We start from the raw sequence: 22280 nt of genomic DNA on the forward strand, positions 1-22280 counted from the left end.
GTGTAAATTAGCAGCGCCTAGGAAGAGGTCAATGTCTCCGCCGCACGAGAATGCGGCGGAGCGTGTCTATTCGACAGTCGGGCTTACTTCATGACGGGCATGACGAATTCGGCGCCATCCTTGATGCCTGTGGGCCAGCGGCTGGTTACCGTCTTGGTGCGGGTCCAGAACTTGATCGAATCCGTGCCATGCTGGTTGAGGTCGCCGAAGGACGAGGACTTCCAGCCGCCAAAGGAGTGATAGGCGAGCGGCACCGGGATCGGAACGTTGACGCCGACCATCCCGATATTGATCCGCGAGGCGAAGTCGCGGGCGGCATCGCCGTCGCGGGTATAGATCGCGACACCATTGCCGTATTCATGGCGCATCGGCAGGTCGAGCGCTTCCTCATAAGTCTTGGCGCGCACCACTGACAGGACAGGGCCGAAGATTTCGGTCTTGTAGATGTCCATGTCGGGCGTGACGTTGTCGAACAGGCAGCCGCCGACGAAATTGCCGTTTTCATAGCCCTGCAGCTTGAAGTCGCGGCCATCGACAACGAGGTTTGCGCCCTCTTCGACACCCTTGTTGATCAGGCCGAGAATACGCTCCTTGGCCTCCTTGGTGACGACCGGGCCCATGTCGGCCTTTTCGTCCGTGTAGGGACCAATGCGCAGGGATTCGACCATTGGCGTCAGCTTCTCGATCAGACGGTTGGCGGTGTCCTCGCCGACCGGGACCGCAACCGAGATCGCCATGCAGCGCTCGCCGGCCGAGCCATACCCGGCGCCCATCAGGGCGTTGGCGGCCTGGTCGAGATCTGCATCCGGCATGATGATCATGTGGTTCTTGGCGCCGCCGAAGCACTGTGCGCGCTTGCCGTTCATGGCGGCGGTTCCGTAGACGTAGCGGGCGATCGGCGTGGAGCCTACAAACGAGACGGCAGAGATATCCGGATGCGTCAGGATCGCATCGACCGCGGACTTGTCGCCGTTGACGACGTTCAAAATGCCGGCCGGAAGGCCTGCCTCGATCATCAGTTCGGCCAGACGCATCGGCACGGAGGGATCGCGCTCGGAAGGCTTCAGGATGAAGGCATTGCCGCAGGCAATCGCGGGTGCAAACATCCACATCGGGATCATCGCCGGGAAGTTGAACGGCGTGATGCCGGCACCGATCCCGACCGCTTGCCGAATGGAATACATGTCGATGTTCGGACCGGCACCTTCGGTGAACTCGCTCTTGGACAGATGCGGGATGCCGATGACGAATTCACAGACTTCAAGACCGCGAACGATGTCGCCCTTGGCATCCTCGATCGTCTTGCCATGCTCGCGCGACAGCATCTCGGCAAGTTCATCCATGTTGTCATTCAACAACTGGACGAACTTCATGAAAACGCGGGCGCGGCGCTGCGGGTTGGTGGCGGCCCAGTTCGGCTGGGCAGCCTTGGCATTCTCGACGGCTGCATTCAGATCCGCATCGCTTGCAAGCGCCACGGTCGCCTGGACTTCGCCCGTTGCCGGATTGAAGACATTGGCCGTGCGCCCGCTCGTACCGGCAACATGCTGGCCGCCGATGAAATGACCGATCTCGTACATGGTGATCCTCCTTCTTGAAATTGTAAGGGACGAGGATACGCGTCAATTTGCACAAGGCAACGCCATGGTTTACGCATCCGTTGTGCAAAATTCGACACAACTATACCCACCGTGAGGTGACGATGAACTGGGATGACCTGCGGCTTTTCCTGGCTGTTGCGCGCAGCGGACAGATCCTGGCGGCTTCCCGTCGGCTGGGGATCAATCATGCCACGGTCGGGCGACGGATATCAGCGCTGGAAGAGGATCTGCGCACGCGGCTGCTGATCCGCCGCACCAATGGCTGCGAGTTGACGCCTGAGGGAGAGGTGTTTCTGCGGGCCGCCGAGCGGATCGAGACGGAGATGCTGGACGCGCAGGCGAGTACCGGTCGGATCGACGCGGCAATTGCCGGTACCGTGCGGGTCGGCGCGCCCGACGGGTTCGGCGTGCACTTCCTGGCCTCGCGCCTGGGAATGCTGACGAAGCGGCATCCGCAGCTGAAACTGCAACTGGTGCCGGTGCCACGCTCGTTTTCGCTGTCGCAACGGGAAGCGGATATCGCAATCACGATCGACCGGCCAGAACAGGGGCGCCTGGTCTCATCGCGGCTGACGGATTACACGCTCGGGCTCTACGCCTCGAAAGCCTATCTCCAGGACGCAGGCGCGCCCGACAGTATCGAGGCGCTCAAGGACCATGCGCGGATCGGTTATGTGGAAGACCTGATCTTTTCCCCGTCGCTGAACTTCACCGGCGAGGTGATGCGCAACTGGGATGCCGGGTTCGAGATTTCGAGCGCAATCGGCCAGATCGAAGCGGTGCGGTCCGGCGCCGGGATCGGCATTCTGCACGACTATGTCGCTTCGCAGGACATGAACCTGACCCGCATCCTTCCGGACATCTCCATTCGCCGGGCCTATTGGAGCAGTTATCACGAGACGGCCAGGAACCTGGTGCGGGTTCGAACCGTCGCGGATTTCCTGCGGGAAGTCATTCAGGAGGAAGCGCGGATCTTCGTGTGGAAACCGCCGTCCGGACAAAAATAAAGCCCGCGAGAAGCGGGCCTTAAGCATTCACAGCGTCCAGCATGATAGGCCGGACGTCTGCGATTACGACGCCTTTAGAACCGACATCGGCATCTTGAGGGCATTTGCGATGCGCTTCAACTTGGCAGGATCGAAATCCGTGCCGTTCTCCATACCCACGATCTCATCCGTGACCAATCCGGTCGTAACGGCAAGATCGTCGATGCTGTAGCCGGCAGCCTGGCGCGCCTGGGCAATCAACCCAGCCACCTGATCCGGTGCGAGAACCTGTTCTGTCGAGGCACGAAAGTTATTAATGGAAACCGTCATGGTAATCTTCCTTCCGTCAAAATCTGCCGCTAGGCAGCGAAGGGGGCAAGCAGCCCGAAGTTCGACTGCACAATTTTGGTGCCGCCAGAGCCCAATAGATATGCATTGATGCCCCCACGGCAAGGGCATTCGCTGCACTGCAACAAAAAGTGTTGAGCGTCGTCGCGGATCTGAGCCCGTTGTTTGCCGCTTTTTCGAACAAAAACAGTCTTCGCGCGTTCTCTGCTCGAATAGGGACGTCAATATGCATCAGTCGAGTTCGAAACGTTTTGAAAATCTGGGTATACCCGGAAGCACGGATGCTGACATTCTCGAGGCGGCGCATCGCCTTGTGGAGCTTCACCTGACCTATTTGCGCGAACACGAGACGAAGAACGACCTCTTCGACGTGCGCGACCTGCCGGCCTCCAAGGACTCGCTGGTCAATGCTTTCCGGTTGACGCTTGCGACCGAAAACAGGACTCATATGCGCACGCTGTTGCTGAAGGCGGGCATGACATTGGCGCAGTTTCAGGAAAACATCGGTCGCCCGATGATTGTCAAATCGCAGGATGGCCAGAAACCAAACCAGGTCCGGCGGAGCGATATCGATGCTGCCGTAGCGCGGCGGTTCAACAAGGCCCTGGTCCAACTGGGCGAAGAACGCGCCAGGCTCGGCCGTGTGTTTCAGGACGCCATGCGGATTGCCGGCGACAAGCCGCTTCACTGATCTGACATTCCAGGAAAAGAAGTGGTACGGTTGAGTGGGGTCGAACCACTGACCTCAGGCGCCACAAGCCTGCGCTCTAACCAACTGAGCTACAACCGCACGAGACGCCTAAATCGCGTCGCCGGTGCAGATACTGCCATCGGCAGCGTTTGGCAAGCCCCTTTTGAGAGAACGAAGCCAAAAATGGAATGGCCGCCCAGTCGGCGGCCATGGAATACGGGCGTGATGCGCTGGTCGCGATCAAGCGGTTCGGAAATTTGCCATTGCCTTTTCGGCAGCTTCCTTGCCCGGCCGCGACACGTCTTCTGCAAGCTGGCGGGCCATGTCCTGCATGGATTTTGCCTGCTCGACCGTCGCCTCTGCCTGACGGCGGATGAACGAGGTCTGCAATTCGAAGAATTCCGACGCTGATTTGACGCCGAGCAGCGCCTGCATATGCGAGAGCGACAGATCCGCACTGGACCGGAACGCTTCCAGTGCCTTAAGCCCGAGTTCAACGGAACCGGACTGGGCCGTGTGAACTGTGGATTCCACCGCCATGGTGGCTTCCTCTGTCGCGGCTTTCATTCTAGCATAGGCTTCACTGGACTGGCTTGCGCCCTGCCCGGTAAGGTCGCGAAGGCGTTCGCCAAGCTTCATGGGATCGGAAGCGGAAAACGAAAACATCTATTCTGTGCCGTGTGCCATCGCGAAAGCTCCTCCAAGGCTCTACCCCGACTTTTAAATAGGCAAAAGCCGGAGTTGGATGCCTGAAATATAATCGCAAACGTTGTGCCGCGCAACGAATTTGTGCGGCGCACAAAAGCGCCGCCGTTAACCCTGACGGAGGTTTAACCGGTCGGCCTGTGGACCCCGGAAGGGGGGCAAGGTATTAACGAAGGATTAAGTCTCTCAGGAATGCCGGTAGTTAACCGACAGGTCGTTCATGTCCTCTGTACAGTACCCTTTCATCGACATCGCCGTCCACGAGCGCGTCAGGGAACGCTTTGCAGCGGGCGACGGTATAGTGCTGTTTTCCTCCGACATGCGCATGCCTTTGTGGGCGAACGGACGCGGTGCGGCGCTCTTCGGATTTGGCTCGATCTACGACCTGATCGATCAGGGGCCGAACCGCGCCGACGTGGCCTTTCGGCAGGTCGAGGCAACCGCCCGCCAGCTTGCCAAGGTCGGCGATACAAGAGGCCTCGCAGTCCGCGTTATTTCCGGTTTCCAACGGGTCGTGCTTCGCGGGGCCTGTGAACTTGTCGAAGTCCATGGCGAGCGGGCCATTCTCTTTTCGGCAGCACCCGAGCGGGAGCTTGCAACGATCGCCGAGCGTGCGGAGCGGATGATCGAGGGCTTCGAGGAAGCAGACACCCATATCGCTATCGTTGACGCGGCAGGCAAGGTTGCCGCTGCCTCCGAGCGTTTTGAAAGTCTCGACATATCGGAAGCGGCGATCACGACGCTTTCGGCGACGGCATCCGCCGATCCCAGCCGGCTTGCCAAACGCCCGATCACGACCGCCAAGGGCAACCTTCCGGCTGCCATCGGCAAGCTTTCGGACGCCCCTGCCCTCTACATTCTGTTCACTGTCGATATGGCGACCGATGACGCGGTTACCCCGCAAACCTTGGTTGATCCCGGCGTCGTTGCGATGGTGCCCGACGACGAGACTGCGGTCATCGACGCCCTTGCCGCGATCGAGGACGATGTTGAGGCTCAGGAAGAGTTCGAGCTTCCTGAAACCGTGACGGCGGCAGAGGCAACCGAGATCAACACGGTCGCGATCGAAGAGACTGCGGCGGACGAAGAAAATTCCGAGCCCGCCGAGCAGCCGGAGCCGGTTGCGGAAATAGAGGCTGCGGTAAGCGCGGTTAATGACGCAGCTACGGTTGCTGACGCGCCGGTCGATGGCGACGTACCAGTTGAAGAAGCGGCGGCGGTAGAGCCGGAGAGTGAAGAAGTCGATCTGGAGCCCGCTCCGGAAGCAGTTGCCGAAGACATCGTGTCGGAGGATGTTGTCGAAGACATTCCGGCGCATGAGATCGCGGAAGCCTCGGACGAGATCGCGGAAGACCGCCTTCCGGCACCGGAGGCAGGGGATGCATCCGAGCCGGCCGAAACACGGAGCGAGCAGGCTCTGATATCGGTCGCCGCTCCAGAAACTACGGTTGCCGAGCCCGATGCATTCGGCGACGTGGAAGGCTTTGTGTTCAGCCGCGATTCACGCGCGGTGCGTTTCGTCTGGAAGATCGATGCCGATGGGCAGTTTACAGAGGTCTCGGGCGAATTCGCCAAGGCCGTGGGACCGCATGCCGCAGATGTTGTCGGCATGGCGTTTTCCGACCTCGCCGCTCTCTTCCATCTGGATCCCGAGGGGCGCATCACCGAACTGCTCGGCAAGCGCGACACCTGGTCGGGCAAAACCATCTGGTGGCCGGTAGAGGGCACGGCACTTGTCGTGCCGGTCGATCTGGCGGCACTGCCCACCTATACCCGGAGTCGCGAATTCGACGGCTTCCGCGGCTTCGGCATCGTACGGATCGCCGACGCCAAGGATGATCCTGACGCCACCGGCCTGACGCTTTCGCCGACGACGGTCGAGGATGAAGCGGTCAAGGAGACTGAAGAACCGGGCATCGAGGACGCGGTAAACGCCGCCGATCGGCAATCCGATGACGCGGAGCAGGTCTCCGACGTTCTGGAAGACCGCCTGGTGGCGACGGAAGCGCAACAGGAGGAGCCGGAAGCAACGTCCCCGTCTGATAGCGCCATCTACGGAACCACCTATTCCGATAGCGACCGTTCCGACGCTGCCCCGCTCGAGTGGCCAGCCGGTGAGCGTCCTGCGCTGCGACTGGTCGAGAACCCCGGCCGTCGCCAGTCCGACAAGGTCATCCAGCTCGAAGAACACCGCGCCCGCCTGACGCCGGTCGAACAGGCGGCCTTCCGCGAGATTGGGCGCCAGCTCGACCGCGCAACGGAAGAAACGCCAGCAAACGCCGAGACTGCGCCGGCTGAACCAGCGCCGAGCAAAGCTTCCGCCGCAAGCGAGATTTCCGCAGAGAATACTGACGTTTCAGAGCCAGTGGCAGATGAGACTGGTGTGACCAATGCTTGGCAGGAGCAGCCTGCTTCGCACGTGGCATCCGAAGAAGAGGTGCTTTCCGCCGAAGAGGCACCGGCCGCAGAAGACCACGTGTCGGATGAGGCTGAGATTGTCGCTCAGGCGGGCGACGAAGGCCATAGCATCGAGGCATCCGAAACGGATCTCGACGGCAGCGCTGTTGACGACCACTTCGCCTCGGACTTCCCGCCTGTCGCTGCAAACGAGAACCAGAGCGACAGCGAGGACGACGCTGGCACGGAAATCCCGGCTGCGCCAATGCTTGAGCCCGCAGATGTTGCGCCGGAGCCAGACCATGTCGAGCCATCCGACGTCCCTCTGCTGAGCATGATCCCGGTGCGCGAGCGCATCGGCCTCTCCTCCGAGATTGTCGACCAGATGCCGGTGGCACTGCTCGTTCACAACGGCGACACGCTGATCCATTGCAATCCGGAATTCCTCAAGCTGACCGGCTATGCATCACTTGAGGAACTGGAAGAGGTCGGCGGTCTGGATGCACTCCTGCAGCGTCAGGATTTCGATGGCGATGGTGCGAGACCAAGCGGCATGGTGGTGGTGCGCGCCGACGACGAGATCCTGCCGGTGACCGCACGTCTGCAATCGGTTCGATGGGACGACACGACGGCCCTGATGCTGGCGCTGATGCCGACGACATCCGACGCGTCGGAAGCAAACTCGCTGTCCGATCACCCGGGCGAGGAAATCCGTACGGTTGCCCGAACGGTCCGCCCTGCCGACCAGTTGGTCCGGCTGCAGGTGGAAGTCGAAGAGTTGCGTGCAATCCTGGAAACTGCGACCGATGGCGTCGTGCTGATCGGTGCGGATGGCGAGATCCGTTCGGTGAACAGGGCAGCAAGCGCGCTGTTCAACTACGATCAGGAAGAAATCGACGGCAAACCGTTCGTGATGCTGTTTGCCCATGAAAGCCAGCGGGCGATCGTCGATTATCTTTCCGGACTTGCCGGGCATGGCGTTGCCAGCGTGCTGAACGATGGCCGCGAGGTGATCGGTCGCGAAGCGTCCGGCGGGTTCTTGCCGCTGTTTATGACGATCGGCAAGCTGACCTCGTCGAACGGTTATTGCGCCGTGATCCGCGATATTACCCAGTGGAAGCGCACCGAAGACGAGCTTCGCACGGCAAAGCGCGCCGCCGAGACAGCCAACGCGCACAAGAGCGATTTCCTGGCGCATGTCAGCCACGAGATCCGCACGCCGCTTAACGCCATCATCGGCTTTTCAGACATGATGGCCGGCGAGCGGTTTGGGCCGATCGGCCATCCGCGCTATATCGAATATGCCAACGACATCGGTCGGTCCGGTCGCCACGTACTCGACATCGTCAACGACCTTCTCGACATCTCGAAAATCGAAGCCGGCGAGATGGAGCTGGATTTCGTCGCTGTCGGTCTCAACGAGACGATATCGGAAGCCGTGTCGCTGGTGCAGCCGCAGGCAAACGGCCAACGGGTGATCATCCGCACCGCGCTGTCGCAGGCTGTGCCGCAAGTCGTGGCCGATCTGCGCTCGGTCAAGCAGATTGCACTCAACATTCTTTCGAATGCGATCCGCTTCACGCCATCGGGCGGGCAGATCGTGGTGTCGACCGCCTACGAGCCGAATGGCAGCGTGGCGCTGCGTATCCGGGATACCGGGATCGGCATGACCCGGGCGGAACTGGAACTTGCGATGAAGCCTTTCCGGCAGGTTGCCGGTGCTGCCCGCAAGCGTGGCGACGGAACAGGTCTCGGGCTGCCGCTTACCAAGGCGATGGTGGATGCAAACAAGGCAGCCTTCTCGATCAGCTCGGCGCCGAACGAGGGAACGCTGGTGGAAATCACCTTTCCGCCGCAGCGGGTGCTTGCCAACTGAACGCACGTAAAAAGAAGGCAGCCCTGAGGCTGCCTGGAATTGATGCTGTTCGAAAAGTGACGGAAGACTTCCTAATCAGCAAAGCCTGAGCCTTGCTCATCTTCCCTACACGAAAAGTATCATGCCGGATCAGTTTTGGCGGGCGAGGCTTAACACGCCGTTAAAAACCAATACCAGTTCCGGCAATGCAGGAACGGCGACCCGCAATGGCACAGGGCACCTGATGGCCGTCAATTCCGCAACTCCGCGACATTGGCAAACAGCTCCAGCGCGTCCGGGTTGGCAAGCGCCTCCCGATTTCTGACCGGCCGACTGTGAACGATATCGCGCACGGCAAGTTCGACGATCTTGCCGGATTTGGTGCGGGGAATATCGGCGACCTGGATGATCTTTGCCGGCACGTGCCGTGGCGAGGCGCCTGCTCGAATACGCGCCTTGATCTCCCTGGTCAGTCGGTCGTCCAGCGTCAGTCCGTCCGCCAGCCGGACGAACAGCACGACGCGCACATCCTCGTCCCAGTCCTGGCCGATGCAGATCGCTTCGGCGATCTCGTCCATCTGCTCCACCTGATTGTAGATCTCAGCCGTGCCGATCCGAACCCCGCCAGGATTAAGCGTCGCATCGGAACGGCCATGGATGACGATGCCGCCATGGGACGTCCATTCCGCGAAATCGCCGTGGCACCAGATGTTGTCGAACCGCTCGAAATAGGCGGCTCGGTATTTCTGACCGTCGGGATCGTTCCAGAACATCAGCGGCATGGAGGGGAACGCCTTGGTGCAGACCAGTTCGCCCTTTTCGCCACGCACCGGCTGGCCCTCGTCGTTCCAGACATCCACGGCAAGGCCGAGTCCCGGCCCCTGGATCTCGCCGCGCCAGACCGGCTTCAGCGGATTGCCCAGCACGAAGCAGGAGACGATATCCGTGCCACCGGAGATGGAGGCGAGATGGACGTCGTTCTTGATGCCCTGATAGACGAAGGAAAAGCCTTCCGGTGATAGCGGCGAGCCCGTCGAGGTCACGAGGCGAAGGGTGGACAGATCGTGGCTCTGCGCAGGCACGATGCCACTTTTGCGCACGGCGTCGATATATTTCGCGGACGTGCCGAAAACGGCGAACCGCTCCTGTTCCGCATAGTCAAACAGGATGTTGCCATCCGGAGCAAAGGGCGAACCGTCATAGAGGCAGAGTGTGGCGCCAACTGCGAGACCGGAGACCAGCCAGTTCCACATCATCCAGCCGCATGTGGTGAAATAGAACAGGTTTTCACCCGGCTCGATGCCGCAATGCAGCCGATGTTCCTTCACATGCTGGAGAAGCGTGCCGCCGGCCGAGTGGACGATGCATTTCGGGACGCCGGTCGTGCCTGACGAAAACAGGATGTAGAGCGGATGCGAGAACGGCAGCGGCTCGAATTCGACGGTCCGTGCCGCAAACGGCGCCAGGAAATCGGCAAGCGCGCGGCCGTCGGAGAGGGTCTTTGCGAGCGGCGCGGCATTCTTGTCCTGCGACCCTGCATAGGGCACGACCAGAACCGGTACGCCGAGCGTCTTTGAAACCGCGTCGACCTTTGCCGACACATCCTGCAGTTTGCCGTTGTACCAGTAGCCATCGCAGGTGATGAACAGCTTTGGGCCGATCTGTCCGAACCGGTCCAGCACGCCCTGTTCACCGAAATCCGGTGAGCAGGAAGACCAGATTGCCCCGATAGAGGCTGCTGCCAGCATGCAGGCGATCGTTTCAGGCATATTCGGCATCATCGCGGCGATGCGATCTCCCCTGCCGATGCCGAGTGCGCGGTATGCCTGCTGAAGCCTCGACACCTCGCCCTGCAACCTTTCCCAGGACCAACGGTCCTTGACCTTGTCCTCGCCCCAGAAGACCAGAGCGTCCGAGGTCTTCGCGTCGGCTCCGCTGCCGGCAAGCAGGTTTTCGGCGAAGTTCAGGCGTGCATGGGGAAAGAAGCGGGCGGCGAGCATCTCGCCATCGTCGTCCAGGTAGACGTCGCCCTTGTCGCCCTTGACGCCGCAGAAATCCCAGACGGCGGACCAGAAATCGCCGCGCTGTTCGATCGACCAGCGGTGGAATGCGTCGTAATCCTCAAAACCGATTGAATACCGCTCGCTGCACCAGACGATGAAGCGGGCAAGCGGTGCTGTCCGCAACGTCTCCTCCGATGGCGACCAAAGCGGCTGCTGCTCACTCATGCAATTCTCCTCCTATGCCGTTCGCAGGCGCGTCCCTGACCGTCTGTATATCATGCGATCGAGGGGGATAAAGCACGGGAGCGCGCGCTTGCTGCATTTGCGCGACGCCGGCATTTCCTATATTCGCGTGAGCCATGCCCAACGAGACAGACGGAAAGCTGCGTAGGACCTTCGGACGCCCCTTAGGGAAGCGGACGCGCATCGCCTTGATCGTTCTGGTCTCGCTGCTGAGCCTCTTCGTCGCCTTCCAGCTCGCGGCACCCTTCCTTGTTTCGACCGTGCTGGTACGGGAACGAATGGAGCGCGCCGTCGAGGAATGGATCGGCCACGACGTGTCGATCGGCGGACAGCCGTCGCTTGCCTTCTGGCCGGAGCCGCGCATCACATTCTCCGATGTAATGGTTCGCAACATCGATCATGGCAAGAAAGGCATGCTTGGCAGCGTCCGTGAACTGTCGGCGTCGTTCGATCTTCTGGGCGCGCTGGTGGGTCAGCCGGAATTCAAGGATTTCCACCTCAAGGACCCGCAGCTTTTCGTGCTGCGCAAACCGGATGGGCGACTGGACTGGACCAATGACGGATTGCTCAGCCGCGCCGTTCGCGCTGTCAAAAGCGATGGCACCGGTCAGTTGCTGGACAATTCGAATGATGCGCCGATCGGCGATGTCCTGATCGAGAACGGCACGCTTCAGATTACCAACGAAGAGGATGGCCGCATCGTCCGGGTCGACCGGATCGACAGCGAGATCGACTGGTCCTATCTTTCACGCAGCGCGAGCTTCAAGGGCCAGGCAACGATTGCCGGCCGCAGGGTCACGGCCGATATCACCTCGCGCCAGCCTCTGCTTCTGTTTTCGGGCCGCAGCAGTAGCACTTCGGGCTCGATCCAGTCGGACCTGTTCAACGCCAAGTTCAGCGGCGTCGTCAACCTCGCGAGCCACGGCTTTTTGTCCGGAGATGCCGAATTTGCAACGGCGGATGGCGCCAAAGCCATGCAGTGGATGGGGTTCGACCTGCCAGGCACGGAAAAGCTGAAGCAGCTCTCCGTGAAGGCCCGGCTGATCACCAACGATACGGCGATGCGGTTCGAAAGCCTGTCGCTCGGTATCGACGACATCACGGCAAGCGGCATTCTGGACCTGACCATGCCGGCGGATGCTCCCCCGCGGCTGACCGGGACGCTCGCCCTCAACACCCGCGACGTGTTGCCGATGCTGGCCGAGATCGCGCCGCGACTTCTCGACAAAAGCGATCCCGCCGCAAGACTGCGCGACCGGCTCGAGCTGGATTTGAGGCTATCCGCACAAAGCGTCGAGATCGGCCCCTTCCAACTCAGCGAAGTTGCCGTCGGCATCATGAATATCGGTGACCAGTCACGGATCGATATTCTCGACAGCGATTTCGAAAACGGACGACTGACCGGCCGCATCGCGACGATCAAGGACGGGGAAACGGGCGGCGTTGCAATAAGGCTCTCCGTACAGGACGCCGACTTCGCCAGCGTGATCAGCCGGCTTGGCCTGACGGCCCCGCTACCCGGCGCCTCGGGCTCGCTCGAACTGGCGCTGGACGTGGCGCGACCGGTGACGGCGGAAACGCTGCGCAACGCCAAAGGATCTCTGCGCTTTCGTGCCGGCAGCGGAACTCTGCCCGGTGTGGACATGGCAGGCATAAGACGGCTGGCGACCCAAAAACCCTATTTCACGCTGAGCGAAGCAGGGACAGGAGCTTACGAATTCCAGAGTGTCGATATTAACGTCACCGTCGCCGATGGTTTAGCCGATATCCGCAACGGGCTGATCGTTGGAACCAACGAGCGTATTACGCTCAACGGCATCGTGCCCTATGCCAATAACAGCCTCGCGCTTTCTGCCGGTGTGCTCACAGATTCCAGCGGGACAACCAGCGGGGACGCTGCCGCTGGCCGCCCGGATGCCACCCACTTTTTCATCGGGGGATCCTGGCAGAACCCGGTGATCTGGCCGGTCGCAAAGCCCACGCCGAAGATCACCGAATAACACACGCCCTGACGGTTCAGCTCCCGGTCCGCAGCGCCATATGCTCGTCGCGGATACGCCGGACCTCGGCGCGCTTGGTGCCGATCGAGGTGGCGATGACGCCGAGTGTCACCAGCGCGATCAGGATCGTGCAGATTGCGTTGATTTCCGGCGTCACACCGAGCCTCACCTGCGAATAGATCTTGATTGGCAGCGTGGTGGCACCTGGCCCGGTGTTGAAGCTTGCGATCACAAGGTCGTCCAGCGACAGGGTGAAGGCGAGCATCCAGCCGGAGATGACGGCGGGCAGGATCAGCGGCAGGGTGATCTGGAAGAACGTCTTGACCGGCGGGCAGCCAAGATCGAGCGCTGCCTCTTCCAGACTGCGATCGAAGGTGAGAAGCCGCGACTGAACGACGATCGCCACGTAACACATGGTGAAGGTCGTGTGGGCGATGATGACAGTCCAGAACCCGCGATCGACGCCGATCGCCACGAACAGAAGCAGCAGCGACAGGCCGGTGATGACCTCCGGCATGACCAGCGGCGCATAGATCATGCCTGAGAACAGCATCTTTCCCGGAAACTTCTGGTAGCGGACCAGCGTCAGCGCGGCCAGCGTGCCGAGGATGGTACCGAACGTGGCGCTCAACAGACCGACGCGGGCCGTGACCCAGGCGGCATCCATAAGACCCTGGTTCGACCACATCGAGACGTACCAGTCGAGCGAGAAGCCGCCCCAGACCGTGACGAGCCGCGAGGCGTTGAACGAGTAGACGACCAGAATGATGATGGGGATGTAGAGGAAGGCGAAGCCAAGCGTCAGGACGGTGGCATCAAGGCGGTTCTTTGTCATCTCACGCCACCTTCTTCTGCTGGTTCTGGAATATGGCGATCGGCACGACCAGCATCAGCAGCAAGACCACTGCTACGGCCGACGCAAGCGGCCAGTCGCGGTTGCTGAAGAACTCCGTCCACAGCGTCTTGCCGATCATCAGCGTATCGGCGCCGCCGAGCAGATCCGGGATGACGAATTCGCCTGTGATCGGGATGAAGCAGATCATCGAGCCTGCGATGACGCCCGGCAGCGACAGTGGAAAGGTAATCTTCCAGAACGCCTTCCACGGCGGGCAGCCGAGATCGTTGGCGGCTTCGAGCAGGGTATTGTCCATCTTTTCGAGCGCCGCATAGAGCGGCAGGACCATGAAGGGCAGATAGGAATAGACGATGCCGATAAAGACGGCCGTGTCGGTTCTGAAGATCTCCACCTGTTGATCCGGTCCCATCAGCCCGATCGTCTGCAAGGCGAGCGTCAGCAACCCGTCCGGTTTCAGGATGCCGATCCAGGCATAGACGCGGATGAGGAACGAGGTCCAGAACGGCAGGATGACCAGCATCAGAAGGATCGGCCGGATGGAATTGGGTGCGCGCGCCATGGCAAGCGCCATCGGATAGCCGATGAGGAGAAGCAAGAACGTCGAGATCGCGGCAATCCGCAGCGACGACATATAGGCCTGGAAGTAAAGCGGGTCCTCGGTCAGGAACAGGTAGTTCTCGATGTCGAGTTCGGAGACGAAATCGCTGATGGCGCCCCAGCCGCCGAACACCGGCGTATAGGGCGGCATGGCAATGGCCGTGTCCGACAGCGAGATCTTGAAGATGATCAGGAAGGGCGCGACGAAGAACAGCAGCAGCCAGAGATAGGGCACTGCGACGACCAGCCAGCGGGCCGGGTTGGCATGCGGATTGTCGGCTGTCGTATCGGCCATGATCGCGCTCCCTATCGTGTCAGCACAAGGCCGGCATCGCGTGACCAGGTCAGCCACACCATGTCGCCGAAGGTGATCGGCCGATCGACCAGGCGCGAGACGTTGGCCTGCGCGGCGCGGACGATACGGCCGTCCTCCATCTTCACGAGAAATACCGAGAAGTCGCCGAGATAGCCGATGTCCCAGACTTCGCCATAGGCCGCATTGAGGGACGTATCGGCGGGCTGTTCCTGCGAGATGCGCACCTTTTCCGGGCGGACCGCGTAGGCGACGTGATCTCCCTTGACGGCCTGGCATTCCTGTTCTGCGGCAACGCTCAGACCGTCGCTGTCGATCCGCACCAGGCCGGGGGCGCCGAGCGCGCTATCGGTTTGCGTCACCGTGCCTTCGAGGATGTTGATATCGCCGATGAAGTCCGCCACGTAGCGGCTGTTTGGGGCCTCATAGATTTCGGCAGGTGTTGCCACCTGCATGATGATGCCCTTGTCCATGACCGCGATACGGTCGGACACGGTCATCGCCTCTTCCTGGTCATGGGTGACAATCAGGAAGGTGAGGCCCAGCGTCTGCTGGATATCCATCAGTTCGAACTGGGTTTCCTCGCGCAGCTTCTTGTCCAGCGCGCCGAGCGGTTCGTCGAGCAGCAGGACCTTCGGGCGCTTTGCGAGCGACCTTGCCAGCGCCACGCGCTGGCGCTGGCCGCCGGAAAGCTGTGCCGGCTTGCGCTTGGCGAACTGCTCCAGCTTGACGAGCTTCAGCATTTCCTCGACGCGGGTATCGATCTCGCCCTTTGGCAGATTGTCCTGCTTGAGACCGAAGGCGATGTTCTTTTCAACCGACATATGCGGGAAGAGCGCGTAGGACTGAAACATCATGTTGGTCGGGCGCTTGTAGGGCGGAACACCGGAAATGTCCTTGCCCTGCAAAAGGATGCGGCCTTCCGTCGGCTCCTCGAAGCCTGCCAGCATCCGCATCAGCGTCGTCTTTCCGCAGCCGGACGGCCCGAGCAGCGAGAAGAATTCCCTCTCGTAGATATCGAGCGTCAGATTATCGACGGCGGTGAAATTGCCGAAGCGCTTGGTGATGTTTTCAAAGCGGATGAAGGGCACCGAAGCCGGATCGGTCCACGGAGAGAATTTTCGTTTTACCGGTCCGAGTGTCTTTGCCATCGCCTGCCCCGCCTGCCCTCAAGAAATATTGCCAGAAACAGATCGGGGCAGGTTTTGCCTGCCCCGAAGCCGATGGTTACTTGCCGGTCTTGATCTGGGTCCAGAGCCGGTTCAGCACGCGCTGTTCCTTGGGCCCGTAAGGCGAGATCGTGAAGAGCTTCTTGGTGACCTCTTCGGTCGGGTAGACCGCCGGGTTTTCCAGGACTTCCTTGTCGATGAACTTCTGCGAGGCCAGGTTGCCGTTGGCATACTGAACGTAGTTCGATGCCTTGGCGATCACTTCGGGCTTCATCAAGTAATTGATGAATTCATGCGCTTCGGCCACGTTCTTTGCATCGGCCGGGATCGCAAGGTTGTCGAACCACATATAGGTTCCTTCCTTGGGGATCGAGAACTCGATGTTGACGCCGTTCTTGGCTTCCTCGGCGCGGGTCTTTGCCTGCAGAATGTCGCCCGACCAGCCGATGGTGATGCAGATGTCGCCGTTGGCGAGATCATCGATATAGGACGAGGAGTTGAACGTCTTTGCCGAGGAGCGGATGTCGGAATAGACCTTGCCGCCCGCTTCGAGATCCTTCGTTTCCTTGCTGTCGGGATCCTTGCCGACATAGTTCATGCCGATCGCGAAGGTCTCGTCGGATGCATCGAGGATGTTGACGCCGCAGGACTTGAGCTTTGCAGCATTTTCAGGCTTGAACAGCACGTCCCAGCTGTCGAGGGGCGTATCGCCGAGTGCCTTCTTGACCTTATCGGCATTGTAGCCGATGCCGGTCGTGCCCCACATGTAGTTGACGGCGTATTCGTTGCCGGGATCGTATTTGGCAAGACGCGCCGAGATTTCCGGCCACAGGTTGGAAAGGTTGGGGATCTTGGACTTGTCGAGCTTCTGGAAGACGCCGGCCTGGATCTGGCGGGCGAGGAACGGGGCGGTCGGCACCACGACGTCGTAACCGGAGCCGCCGGCAAGCAGCTTGGTTTCCAGGATATCGTTGCTGTCAAAGACGTCGTAGACAACCTTGATGCCGGTTTCCTTGGTGAAGTCCTGCAGGATCGATTCATCGATGTAGTCGGACCAGTTGTAGACATGCACAGTGCGTTCCTGGGCGGAAACACCAGACACGCTGAAAGCGGTCGCAGCCAAAGCGGCGGCTATGCTGAGCAAATGGGCTTTCATCAATTCTCTCCTGTTGCAGCACCTGCAGCCACCGCCCCTGCGCGGCAGGACGGTTCGCGCGAATTTCCCTATAATTTTGAGGAGAGTAGAAAGGAATTCCCCAGGCCACAAGGGGGAATGTGCAATGCAGCAGCGGTTACCGGAAATCGACGCCGCCTGAATCCATGCCCTTGTGCCAAGCCGAAATCGCAACCGGCTCATCGTTCACAAAAAAGGGCGGCCCGAAAGCCGCCCCTTGTCATTTCATCTGCCCGCGCTCAGGCTGCCCGGCTATCCTGACGGGCCATTGATCTCTGGCTGTCGATCTTGAACTGCTGGACGAGGCCGAGCAGCATATCCGCCTCTTCAGCAAGGCGACGGCTCGCCTCGCTGGTTTCGCCCACCATGGCACCGTTCTGCTGGGTCATCTGATCCATCTTGTTGACGGAGCTGTTGATGTCCTGAAGCGCTGCGGCCTGGTCGCGGCTGGCAGTGGCGATCGTATCGACATGCTTGCTGATGATGGTGATGTCGCTGCTGATCGTGGCCAGCACTTCGCCGGCTTCCTGCACCAGCGTCGATCCGGAATGGACCTCGTGGCTGGACTGGTCGATCAGGCCCTTGATTTCCTTGGCCGCATCGGCGGAGCGCTGGGCCAGTTCACGGACTTCCTGGGCAACGACCGCAAAGCCCTTGCCGGCATCCCCTGCCCGCGCGGCTTCGATGCCGGCGTTCAAGGCGAGGAGGTTGGTCTGGAAGGCAATGTCGTCGATGACATCGATGATCAGCTCGATCTTCTTGGACGCTTCCTCGATCTTGCCCATCGCTTCGACGGCATTGCGGACCACGGTGCCGGAACTGTCGGCGCTCTTCTTGGTCTGCGTCACGGCGTCATTGGCTTCGCGAGCGCGTTCGGCGGAGGAGCGTACGGTAACGGTGATCTCGTCCACGGCGGCTGCCGTCTCTTCGAGCGAAGCGGCCTGGCTTTCGGTGCGGCGTGACAGGTCCGTCGACGAGTGGCTGAGATCGGAGCTGCTCTTCTGGATCGAGAGCGTGCTGGCCCGGATATGCGTCATCGTTTCACGCAGCCGCAGGATCGAATTGTTGAAATCGGTCCGCAGGCCTTCAAGACGACCGGAGAACGGCGTGTCGATCGATGCGGACAGATCGCCCTGGGACAGACGCGACAAGGCCGATCCAAGCTGCGTGACGGCGTGCTCGATCTGGGCGTCGACATGCTGCTTTTCGGTATCGTTGCGATGGCGATCCGCTTCCGCTTCGGCACGCTCTGCGGCGCTGCGGCTTTCGATCAGCTGCTTTTCGCGGTCCTTATCGCGGAAAACCTCAAGGGCTCTGGCAATGTTGCCGAATTCGTTCGGCAGCTGGAGATAGGGGATCGCACTCTTGTTATCGCCCTGCGCAATGGCGCGGACGCTGCCGGTCAGCACGCCGAGCGGGCGCACGAGTGCCCGGATGGCGAAAAAGCTGAAGAAGCCGAGCACCAGAAGCGCGATCGCCGACGTGCCGATGAGGATATAAGCAGACGACGCGATATGGGCGAAATAGACTTCCATCGGAACACCGATGAAGAGGACGCCGGTGACTGCACCTGCGGCATTGGTGATCGGGTAATACCCGGTCATGTAGTCCTTGCCGAACAGAACCGCGTTTCCGAAATAGGATTCGCTCTTTCCGAGCTTCGGCTGCGCCGGATGTTCGGGAGCAAGCTTCGTGCCGATGGCGCGCTCACCCTTCTCAGTCTTCACGTTGGTGGAGATGCGGACGTAGTCTGCGCCCTGCTTTTCAAAGATCGTTGCAACGCCGCCGATGGCAGCAGCGGCACGGTCGACCACATCATGGCCTTTCAGAGCGCCTTCGCCCTGGAGAACCTTGTTGACGACTTCGTCGCGGATCTCGGTCTTCGCACCGGGCAGTTCCAGCTCATAAAGAAGCCCCAGCGTGCGCATCGCCTTATAGGCATCGGCACGTGCACTCGACATGACGTCGTTCCGAAGATTGACATAGGCAAGCCCGGAAAGAGTAGCCGCTGCCACGGAAACGAGAAAAAGGCAGAGGAGAACAATCCGGGATACAACGGATGAGGGGAGAAGCTTCTTGGTCAAAACAGGGCTCTTTCCAAAATGTGAGAGACACTGTTGTTTTTGACGGAGATATCTGAAGATTAGATAAATAGGAAATTGACGTAACTCAAGCGACCGACGTAGATCCAGAGCTACACCGACGCCGTTACTCGTTCACACATTCCTTGCCGCAGCAAGGCAGCGGGGAGACTACGTCAGAAGTAGAAAGGAACCGAAAGAAGAGCAACAGTTGCTCCAATCGCCATCGCCAGAAATCTTACGCGGATCAACTTTGCGTTATCCTGGGTCTTGGCAATAGCAATTGCACGGGCGCTGCGGGTCTTCTGCATAGGTATCCGACTCCACGATCTTGGTGATGGCCGCCGGAAGCCGGCGGGTACGCAGCCTATAGACCAAACAAATGGGCTGGCATTAAGGCAGCATCCTCCAGGCATATTAACAACACCTGAATCGAGCACAACTGGCATTTCTACCTAGAGGCTGTCTCCGCAAGCATAGCCGGAAGACCAGGCCCACTGGAAGTTATAGCCGCCAAGCCAGCCTGTAACGTCGACGCACTCGCCGATGAAATACAAGCCTGGCACGGCCTTGGCCTGCATCGTTTTGGAATCCAGTGCGGAAGTATCGATACCACCCAGCGTGACCTCGGCCGTGCGATACCCTTCCGAACCGGCGGGGCGGATCTTCCAGTCCTGGATCGATGCTGCAAGCCCTGTCAGCATCTTGTCGGAGAGATCCGCGAGATTGCCAGTGACGCCGCGGTTTTCCACGAAATACTGAGCAAGACGCTTGGGCAGTAATTCGCCAAGCGCCGTCTGCGCCGCCTGTCTGCCGTTCGTCTTGCGGGCCGCCTTCAGTGCATCGCTGATTGAGGCATCCGGTTCGATCGACAGCGTAATGTCGTCACCTTCCCGCCAATAGGAGGAAATCTGCAGGATGGACGGGCCACTGAGGCCGCGATGGGTAAACAGCATGGCCTCGCGAAATCCCGTCCGGCCGTGGCGCACTTCTGCAGGAACCGCGATCCCAGACAGCGGCGACAGTTTTTCGAGTGTGTTCTGATCGAAGGTCAGCGGCACGAGGCCGGGGCGCGTCTCGACCAGCTTGAGCCCGAACTGCGCAGCAATCTCGTAGGCGAAGCCCGTGGCGCCCATTTTCGGGATGGACTTGCCGCCCGTCGCCACCACCAGCGACCCGGCTTCGAACTGGCCGGCAGAGGTGGCCAGCCGATATCCGTCGGGCGATTTTTCGATGCCGTCGATCGCCGTCTGAAGCTTCAGGGACACTTTCGCGGCCGACATTTCCGCCAGCAGCATCGCGATGATGTCCTTGGCGCTGTTGTCGCAGAACAGTTGGCCGAGCGTCTTTTCATGCCAGGGAATCCGATGCCGTTCCACCAAGTCGAGGAAATCGCGGGCAGTGTAGCGGGCAAGTGCCGATTTGACGAAATGCGCGTTGCCGGAGAGGTAATGCTGGGGGGCCGCACCGATATTGGTAAAGTTGCAGCGGCCGCCGCCCGAGATGCGGATCTTTTCGCCGGGCGCCTTGGCGTGATCAAGCACCAGCACCGAGCGACCACGCTGGCCGGCGCGGATGGCGCACATCATGCCGGCGGCACCGGCGCCCAACACGATCACATCGAATTTCTGTGCCAATGGTCATCCTCTCGTCATCGACTTGCTGTTTTCGATTGGAGCCTCCAAGTCAAGATGGCGGGGACACAATAGCGAATTCAGCCTGCTCCTCGCCAAGAAGTCAGCGCGCTCTCAGCCAAAGAGTGTTCCCAAACATCATTCCATGGCTATGATGGGGCTCCGATCAACATGACCCCGGTGTGTTATGCCGCGCAAGAAATCATCCCCTGTCCTGGCAACCGGAACCGTGGCGAAAGCCGCGACAGCCCAGCCGACACTGACTTCGCTTCGCGGCGTTGCAGACTGGCGCGAGGCAGCCGCTTGGCTTCGGGCACGCGGGATCGAAGACATCGAATGCATCACGCCCGATCTAGCCGGCGTGCCGCGCGGCAAGATGATGCCCTCGTCGAAGTTTACGTCCAACACCTCGCTGGCGCTGCCTTCGGCGCTCTATCGCCATACCATCTCCGGCGAGTATCCCGACGAGACGGCAAACTTCCGCTATGAGCCGCGCGACAGCGACCTCAAGCTGATGCCTGACCTTTCGACGCTTGCCGTCGTTCCCTGGGAAAGCGACCCGACGGCGCAGGTGATCTGCGACATCGTCGACACCGATGGTCAGGCGGTGTCCTATACGCCGCGCAACGTTTTGAAGAATATCGTCAAGCTCTATAACGACCGCGGGTGGAAGCCCGTCGTGGCGCCGGAGATCGAGTTCTATCTGGTCGCCAAAAACGACGACCCGGATTATCCACTGCATCCGCCGAAGGGCCGCTCCGGTCGGTCGATCCTCGGTGGACAGAGCTATTCGATTGCCGGCATCAACGAGTTCGACGAACTGATCGACGACATCTACCATTTCTCCGAAAAGCAGGGCCTCGAGATCGATACGCTGATCCACGAGGAAGGCCCGGCGCAGCTGGAAATCAATCTTCGCCATGGCGATCCGGTGGAACTAGCCGACCAGGTCTTCATGTTCAAGCGCACCATTCGCGAGGCGGCGCTGAAACACGGCATCTATGCAACCTTCATGGCAAAGCCGATGCAGGGCCAAGCGGGATCTGCGATGCATATCCACCAGTCGGTGGTGGAAATCGAGACCGGCAAGAACGTCTTTTCCAACGCCGACGGTTCGGCATCGGAGGAATTCTTCCACTTCATCGGCGGTATGCAGGCCTTCATCCCGAAGGCGCTGGTGATGATGGCGCCTTACGTGAATTCCTACCGGCGCCTGACGCCGGATATGGCGGCACCCGTCAACTCCGCCTGGGGTTACGACAACCGCACCACGGCCTTTCGCGTACCGGTTTCGGACGCGAACTCGCGGCGTGTCGAGAACCGGTTGCCGAGCTCCGATGCAAATCCGTATCTTGCGCTTGCTGCCTCTCTCGGCTGCGGCCTGCTCGGCATCAAAAACAGGCTCGATCCGACACCGCCCACGGAAGATTCCGCCAATGAAGGCGAGATCGACCTGCCGCGCGACCTTCTGAAGGCCGTCTCGCTGCTCGAGGACGAGCCGGCGCTTGCGGAAGTGTTCAGCAAGGAATTCATCGGCCTTTATGCCGGCGTGAAGCGTGGGGAGTTCGAGACGTTCATGCAGGTGATCAGCCCTTGGGAACGGGAATTCCTGCTCCTCAACGTGTGA

Annotated in this window: 16 protein-coding genes and 1 tRNA gene; 5 read left to right on the plus strand and 12 right to left on the minus strand. The window is 60.4% G+C overall.

Annotated elements, in window-relative coordinates:
* Window positions 1-83: 83 nt before the first annotated feature.
* The gene (locus tag ACQY1L_RS11895; RefSeq protein ID WP_430240979.1) at window positions 84-1580 is read right to left on the minus strand and encodes a CoA-acylating methylmalonate-semialdehyde dehydrogenase; all 1497 of its coding nucleotides are present in this window, start codon (window positions 1578-1580) and stop codon (window positions 84-86) included.
* A 122-nt stretch (window positions 1581-1702) separates the two neighbouring features.
* Between ACQY1L_RS11895 and ACQY1L_RS11900 the strand changes: the two genes are divergently transcribed.
* Window positions 1703-2608 (plus strand): LysR family transcriptional regulator, encoded by a 906-nt coding sequence (locus ACQY1L_RS11900; RefSeq protein WP_113166237.1) that lies wholly within the window; start codon window positions 1703-1705, stop codon window positions 2606-2608.
* Window positions 2609-2671: 63 nt separating this feature from the next.
* Here the strand turns inward: ACQY1L_RS11900 and ACQY1L_RS11905 are convergent, their stop codons facing one another.
* Window positions 2672-2917 (minus strand): helix-turn-helix domain-containing protein, encoded by a 246-nt coding sequence (locus ACQY1L_RS11905; protein ID WP_062579161.1) that lies wholly within the window; start codon window positions 2915-2917, stop codon window positions 2672-2674.
* A 244-nt stretch (window positions 2918-3161) separates the two neighbouring features.
* On the opposite strand from ACQY1L_RS11905, the gene ACQY1L_RS11910 reads away from it, so the two are divergent.
* Complete coding sequence (locus ACQY1L_RS11910; protein ID WP_092661249.1) at window positions 3162-3626, plus strand: hypothetical protein; 465 nt, start codon at window positions 3162-3164, stop codon at window positions 3624-3626.
* A 22-nt stretch (window positions 3627-3648) separates the two neighbouring features.
* On the opposite strand, the gene ACQY1L_RS11915 is transcribed toward ACQY1L_RS11910, so the two are convergent.
* Both ACQY1L_RS11915 and ACQY1L_RS11920 read right to left on the minus strand, forming a co-directional pair.
* Window positions 3649-3725, minus strand: a tRNA-His gene (locus ACQY1L_RS11915).
* A 141-nt stretch (window positions 3726-3866) separates the two neighbouring features.
* A complete protein-coding gene (locus tag ACQY1L_RS11920) occupies window positions 3867-4292 on the minus strand; it encodes a phasin family protein (protein ID WP_430240980.1) in 426 nt (141 codons plus the stop codon).
* 259 nt (window positions 4293-4551) lie between these two features.
* Between ACQY1L_RS11920 and ACQY1L_RS11925 the strand changes: the two genes are divergently transcribed.
* Window positions 4552-8604 carry a PAS domain S-box protein gene (locus ACQY1L_RS11925; protein ID WP_430240981.1) on the plus strand — a complete coding sequence of 1351 codons (4053 nt, stop codon included), beginning with the start codon at window positions 4552-4554 and terminating at the stop codon, window positions 8602-8604.
* Window positions 8605-8834: 230 nt separating this feature from the next.
* On the opposite strand, the gene ACQY1L_RS11930 is transcribed toward ACQY1L_RS11925, so the two are convergent.
* Complete coding sequence (locus tag ACQY1L_RS11930; RefSeq protein ID WP_430240982.1) at window positions 8835-10811, minus strand: acetoacetate--CoA ligase; 1977 nt, start codon at window positions 10809-10811, stop codon at window positions 8835-8837.
* A gap of 134 nt (window positions 10812-10945) precedes the next feature.
* On the opposite strand from ACQY1L_RS11930, the gene ACQY1L_RS11935 reads away from it, so the two are divergent.
* Window positions 10946-12829 carry an AsmA family protein gene (locus ACQY1L_RS11935; protein WP_082471838.1) on the plus strand — a complete coding sequence of 628 codons (1884 nt, stop codon included), beginning with the start codon at window positions 10946-10948 and terminating at the stop codon, window positions 12827-12829.
* A 16-nt stretch (window positions 12830-12845) separates the two neighbouring features.
* Here the strand turns inward: ACQY1L_RS11935 and ACQY1L_RS11940 are convergent, their stop codons facing one another.
* From ACQY1L_RS11940 to ACQY1L_RS11970, 7 genes are all read right to left on the minus strand, one after another.
* Window positions 12846-13664: an ABC transporter permease gene (locus tag ACQY1L_RS11940; protein WP_430240983.1), complete on the minus strand. Its 819-nt coding sequence runs from the start codon at window positions 13662-13664 to the stop codon at window positions 12846-12848.
* 1 nt (window position 13665) lies between these two features.
* The gene (locus ACQY1L_RS11945; RefSeq protein WP_113166233.1) at window positions 13666-14577 is read right to left on the minus strand and encodes an ABC transporter permease subunit; all 912 of its coding nucleotides are present in this window, start codon (window positions 14575-14577) and stop codon (window positions 13666-13668) included.
* Window positions 14578-14588: 11 nt separating this feature from the next.
* Window positions 14589-15746, minus strand: a complete 1158-nt coding sequence (locus ACQY1L_RS11950) for an ABC transporter ATP-binding protein (protein WP_062579145.1) — start codon at window positions 15744-15746, stop codon at window positions 14589-14591.
* Between the two features lie 76 nt (window positions 15747-15822).
* Window positions 15823-16920: a polyamine ABC transporter substrate-binding protein gene (locus tag ACQY1L_RS11955; RefSeq protein ID WP_430240984.1), complete on the minus strand. Its 1098-nt coding sequence runs from the start codon at window positions 16918-16920 to the stop codon at window positions 15823-15825.
* Window positions 16921-17177: 257 nt separating this feature from the next.
* On the minus strand, window positions 17178-18899 hold the full coding sequence (locus tag ACQY1L_RS11960; protein ID WP_246453877.1) for a methyl-accepting chemotaxis protein: 1722 nt from the start codon (window positions 18897-18899) through the stop codon (window positions 17178-17180).
* Window positions 18900-19195: 296 nt separating this feature from the next.
* The gene (locus ACQY1L_RS11965) at window positions 19196-19330 is read right to left on the minus strand and encodes a hypothetical protein (RefSeq protein ID WP_256413687.1); all 135 of its coding nucleotides are present in this window, start codon (window positions 19328-19330) and stop codon (window positions 19196-19198) included.
* A 144-nt stretch (window positions 19331-19474) separates the two neighbouring features.
* The gene (locus ACQY1L_RS11970; RefSeq protein WP_430240985.1) at window positions 19475-20656 is read right to left on the minus strand and encodes an NAD(P)/FAD-dependent oxidoreductase; all 1182 of its coding nucleotides are present in this window, start codon (window positions 20654-20656) and stop codon (window positions 19475-19477) included.
* 184 nt (window positions 20657-20840) lie between these two features.
* Here ACQY1L_RS11970 and ACQY1L_RS11975 point away from each other — a divergent pair, with 184 nt between their 5' ends.
* Window positions 20841-22280: a glutamine synthetase family protein gene (locus ACQY1L_RS11975; RefSeq protein ID WP_062453771.1), complete on the plus strand. Its 1440-nt coding sequence runs from the start codon at window positions 20841-20843 to the stop codon at window positions 22278-22280.

It is taken from the genome of Neorhizobium sp. DAR64862/K0K3 (genome assembly GCF_050500185.1).
In the GTDB taxonomy this organism is placed as follows: domain Bacteria; phylum Pseudomonadota; class Alphaproteobacteria; order Rhizobiales; family Rhizobiaceae; genus Neorhizobium; species Neorhizobium soli.

Coding starts and splice junctions, on each gene's coding strand:
- ACQY1L_RS11895 (WP_430240979.1), bottom strand. CDS start 1,580: ATGTACGAGATCGGTCATTTCATCGGCGGCCAGCATGTTGCCGGTACG.
- ACQY1L_RS11900 (WP_113166237.1), top strand. CDS start 1,703: ATGAACTGGGATGACCTGCGGCTTTTCCTGGCTGTTGCGCGCAGCGGA.
- ACQY1L_RS11905 (WP_062579161.1), bottom strand. CDS start 2,917: ATGACGGTTTCCATTAATAACTTTCGTGCCTCGACAGAACAGGTTCTC.
- ACQY1L_RS11910 (WP_092661249.1), top strand. CDS start 3,162: ATGCATCAGTCGAGTTCGAAACGTTTTGAAAATCTGGGTATACCCGGA.
- ACQY1L_RS11920 (WP_430240980.1), bottom strand. CDS start 4,292: ATGTTTTCGTTTTCCGCTTCCGATCCCATGAAGCTTGGCGAACGCCTT.
- ACQY1L_RS11925 (WP_430240981.1), top strand. CDS start 4,552: ATGTCCTCTGTACAGTACCCTTTCATCGACATCGCCGTCCACGAGCGC.
- ACQY1L_RS11930 (WP_430240982.1), bottom strand. CDS start 10,811: ATGAGTGAGCAGCAGCCGCTTTGGTCGCCATCGGAGGAGACGTTGCGG.
- ACQY1L_RS11935 (WP_082471838.1), top strand. CDS start 10,946: ATGCCCAACGAGACAGACGGAAAGCTGCGTAGGACCTTCGGACGCCCC.
- ACQY1L_RS11940 (WP_430240983.1), bottom strand. CDS start 13,664: ATGACAAAGAACCGCCTTGATGCCACCGTCCTGACGCTTGGCTTCGCC.
- ACQY1L_RS11945 (WP_113166233.1), bottom strand. CDS start 14,577: ATGGCCGATACGACAGCCGACAATCCGCATGCCAACCCGGCCCGCTGG.
- ACQY1L_RS11950 (WP_062579145.1), bottom strand. CDS start 15,746: ATGGCAAAGACACTCGGACCGGTAAAACGAAAATTCTCTCCGTGGACC.
- ACQY1L_RS11955 (WP_430240984.1), bottom strand. CDS start 16,920: ATGAAAGCCCATTTGCTCAGCATAGCCGCCGCTTTGGCTGCGACCGCT.
- ACQY1L_RS11960 (WP_246453877.1), bottom strand. CDS start 18,899: ATGTCGAGTGCACGTGCCGATGCCTATAAGGCGATGCGCACGCTGGGG.
- ACQY1L_RS11965 (WP_256413687.1), bottom strand. CDS start 19,330: ATGCAGAAGACCCGCAGCGCCCGTGCAATTGCTATTGCCAAGACCCAG.
- ACQY1L_RS11975 (WP_062453771.1), top strand. CDS start 20,841: ATGCCGCGCAAGAAATCATCCCCTGTCCTGGCAACCGGAACCGTGGCG.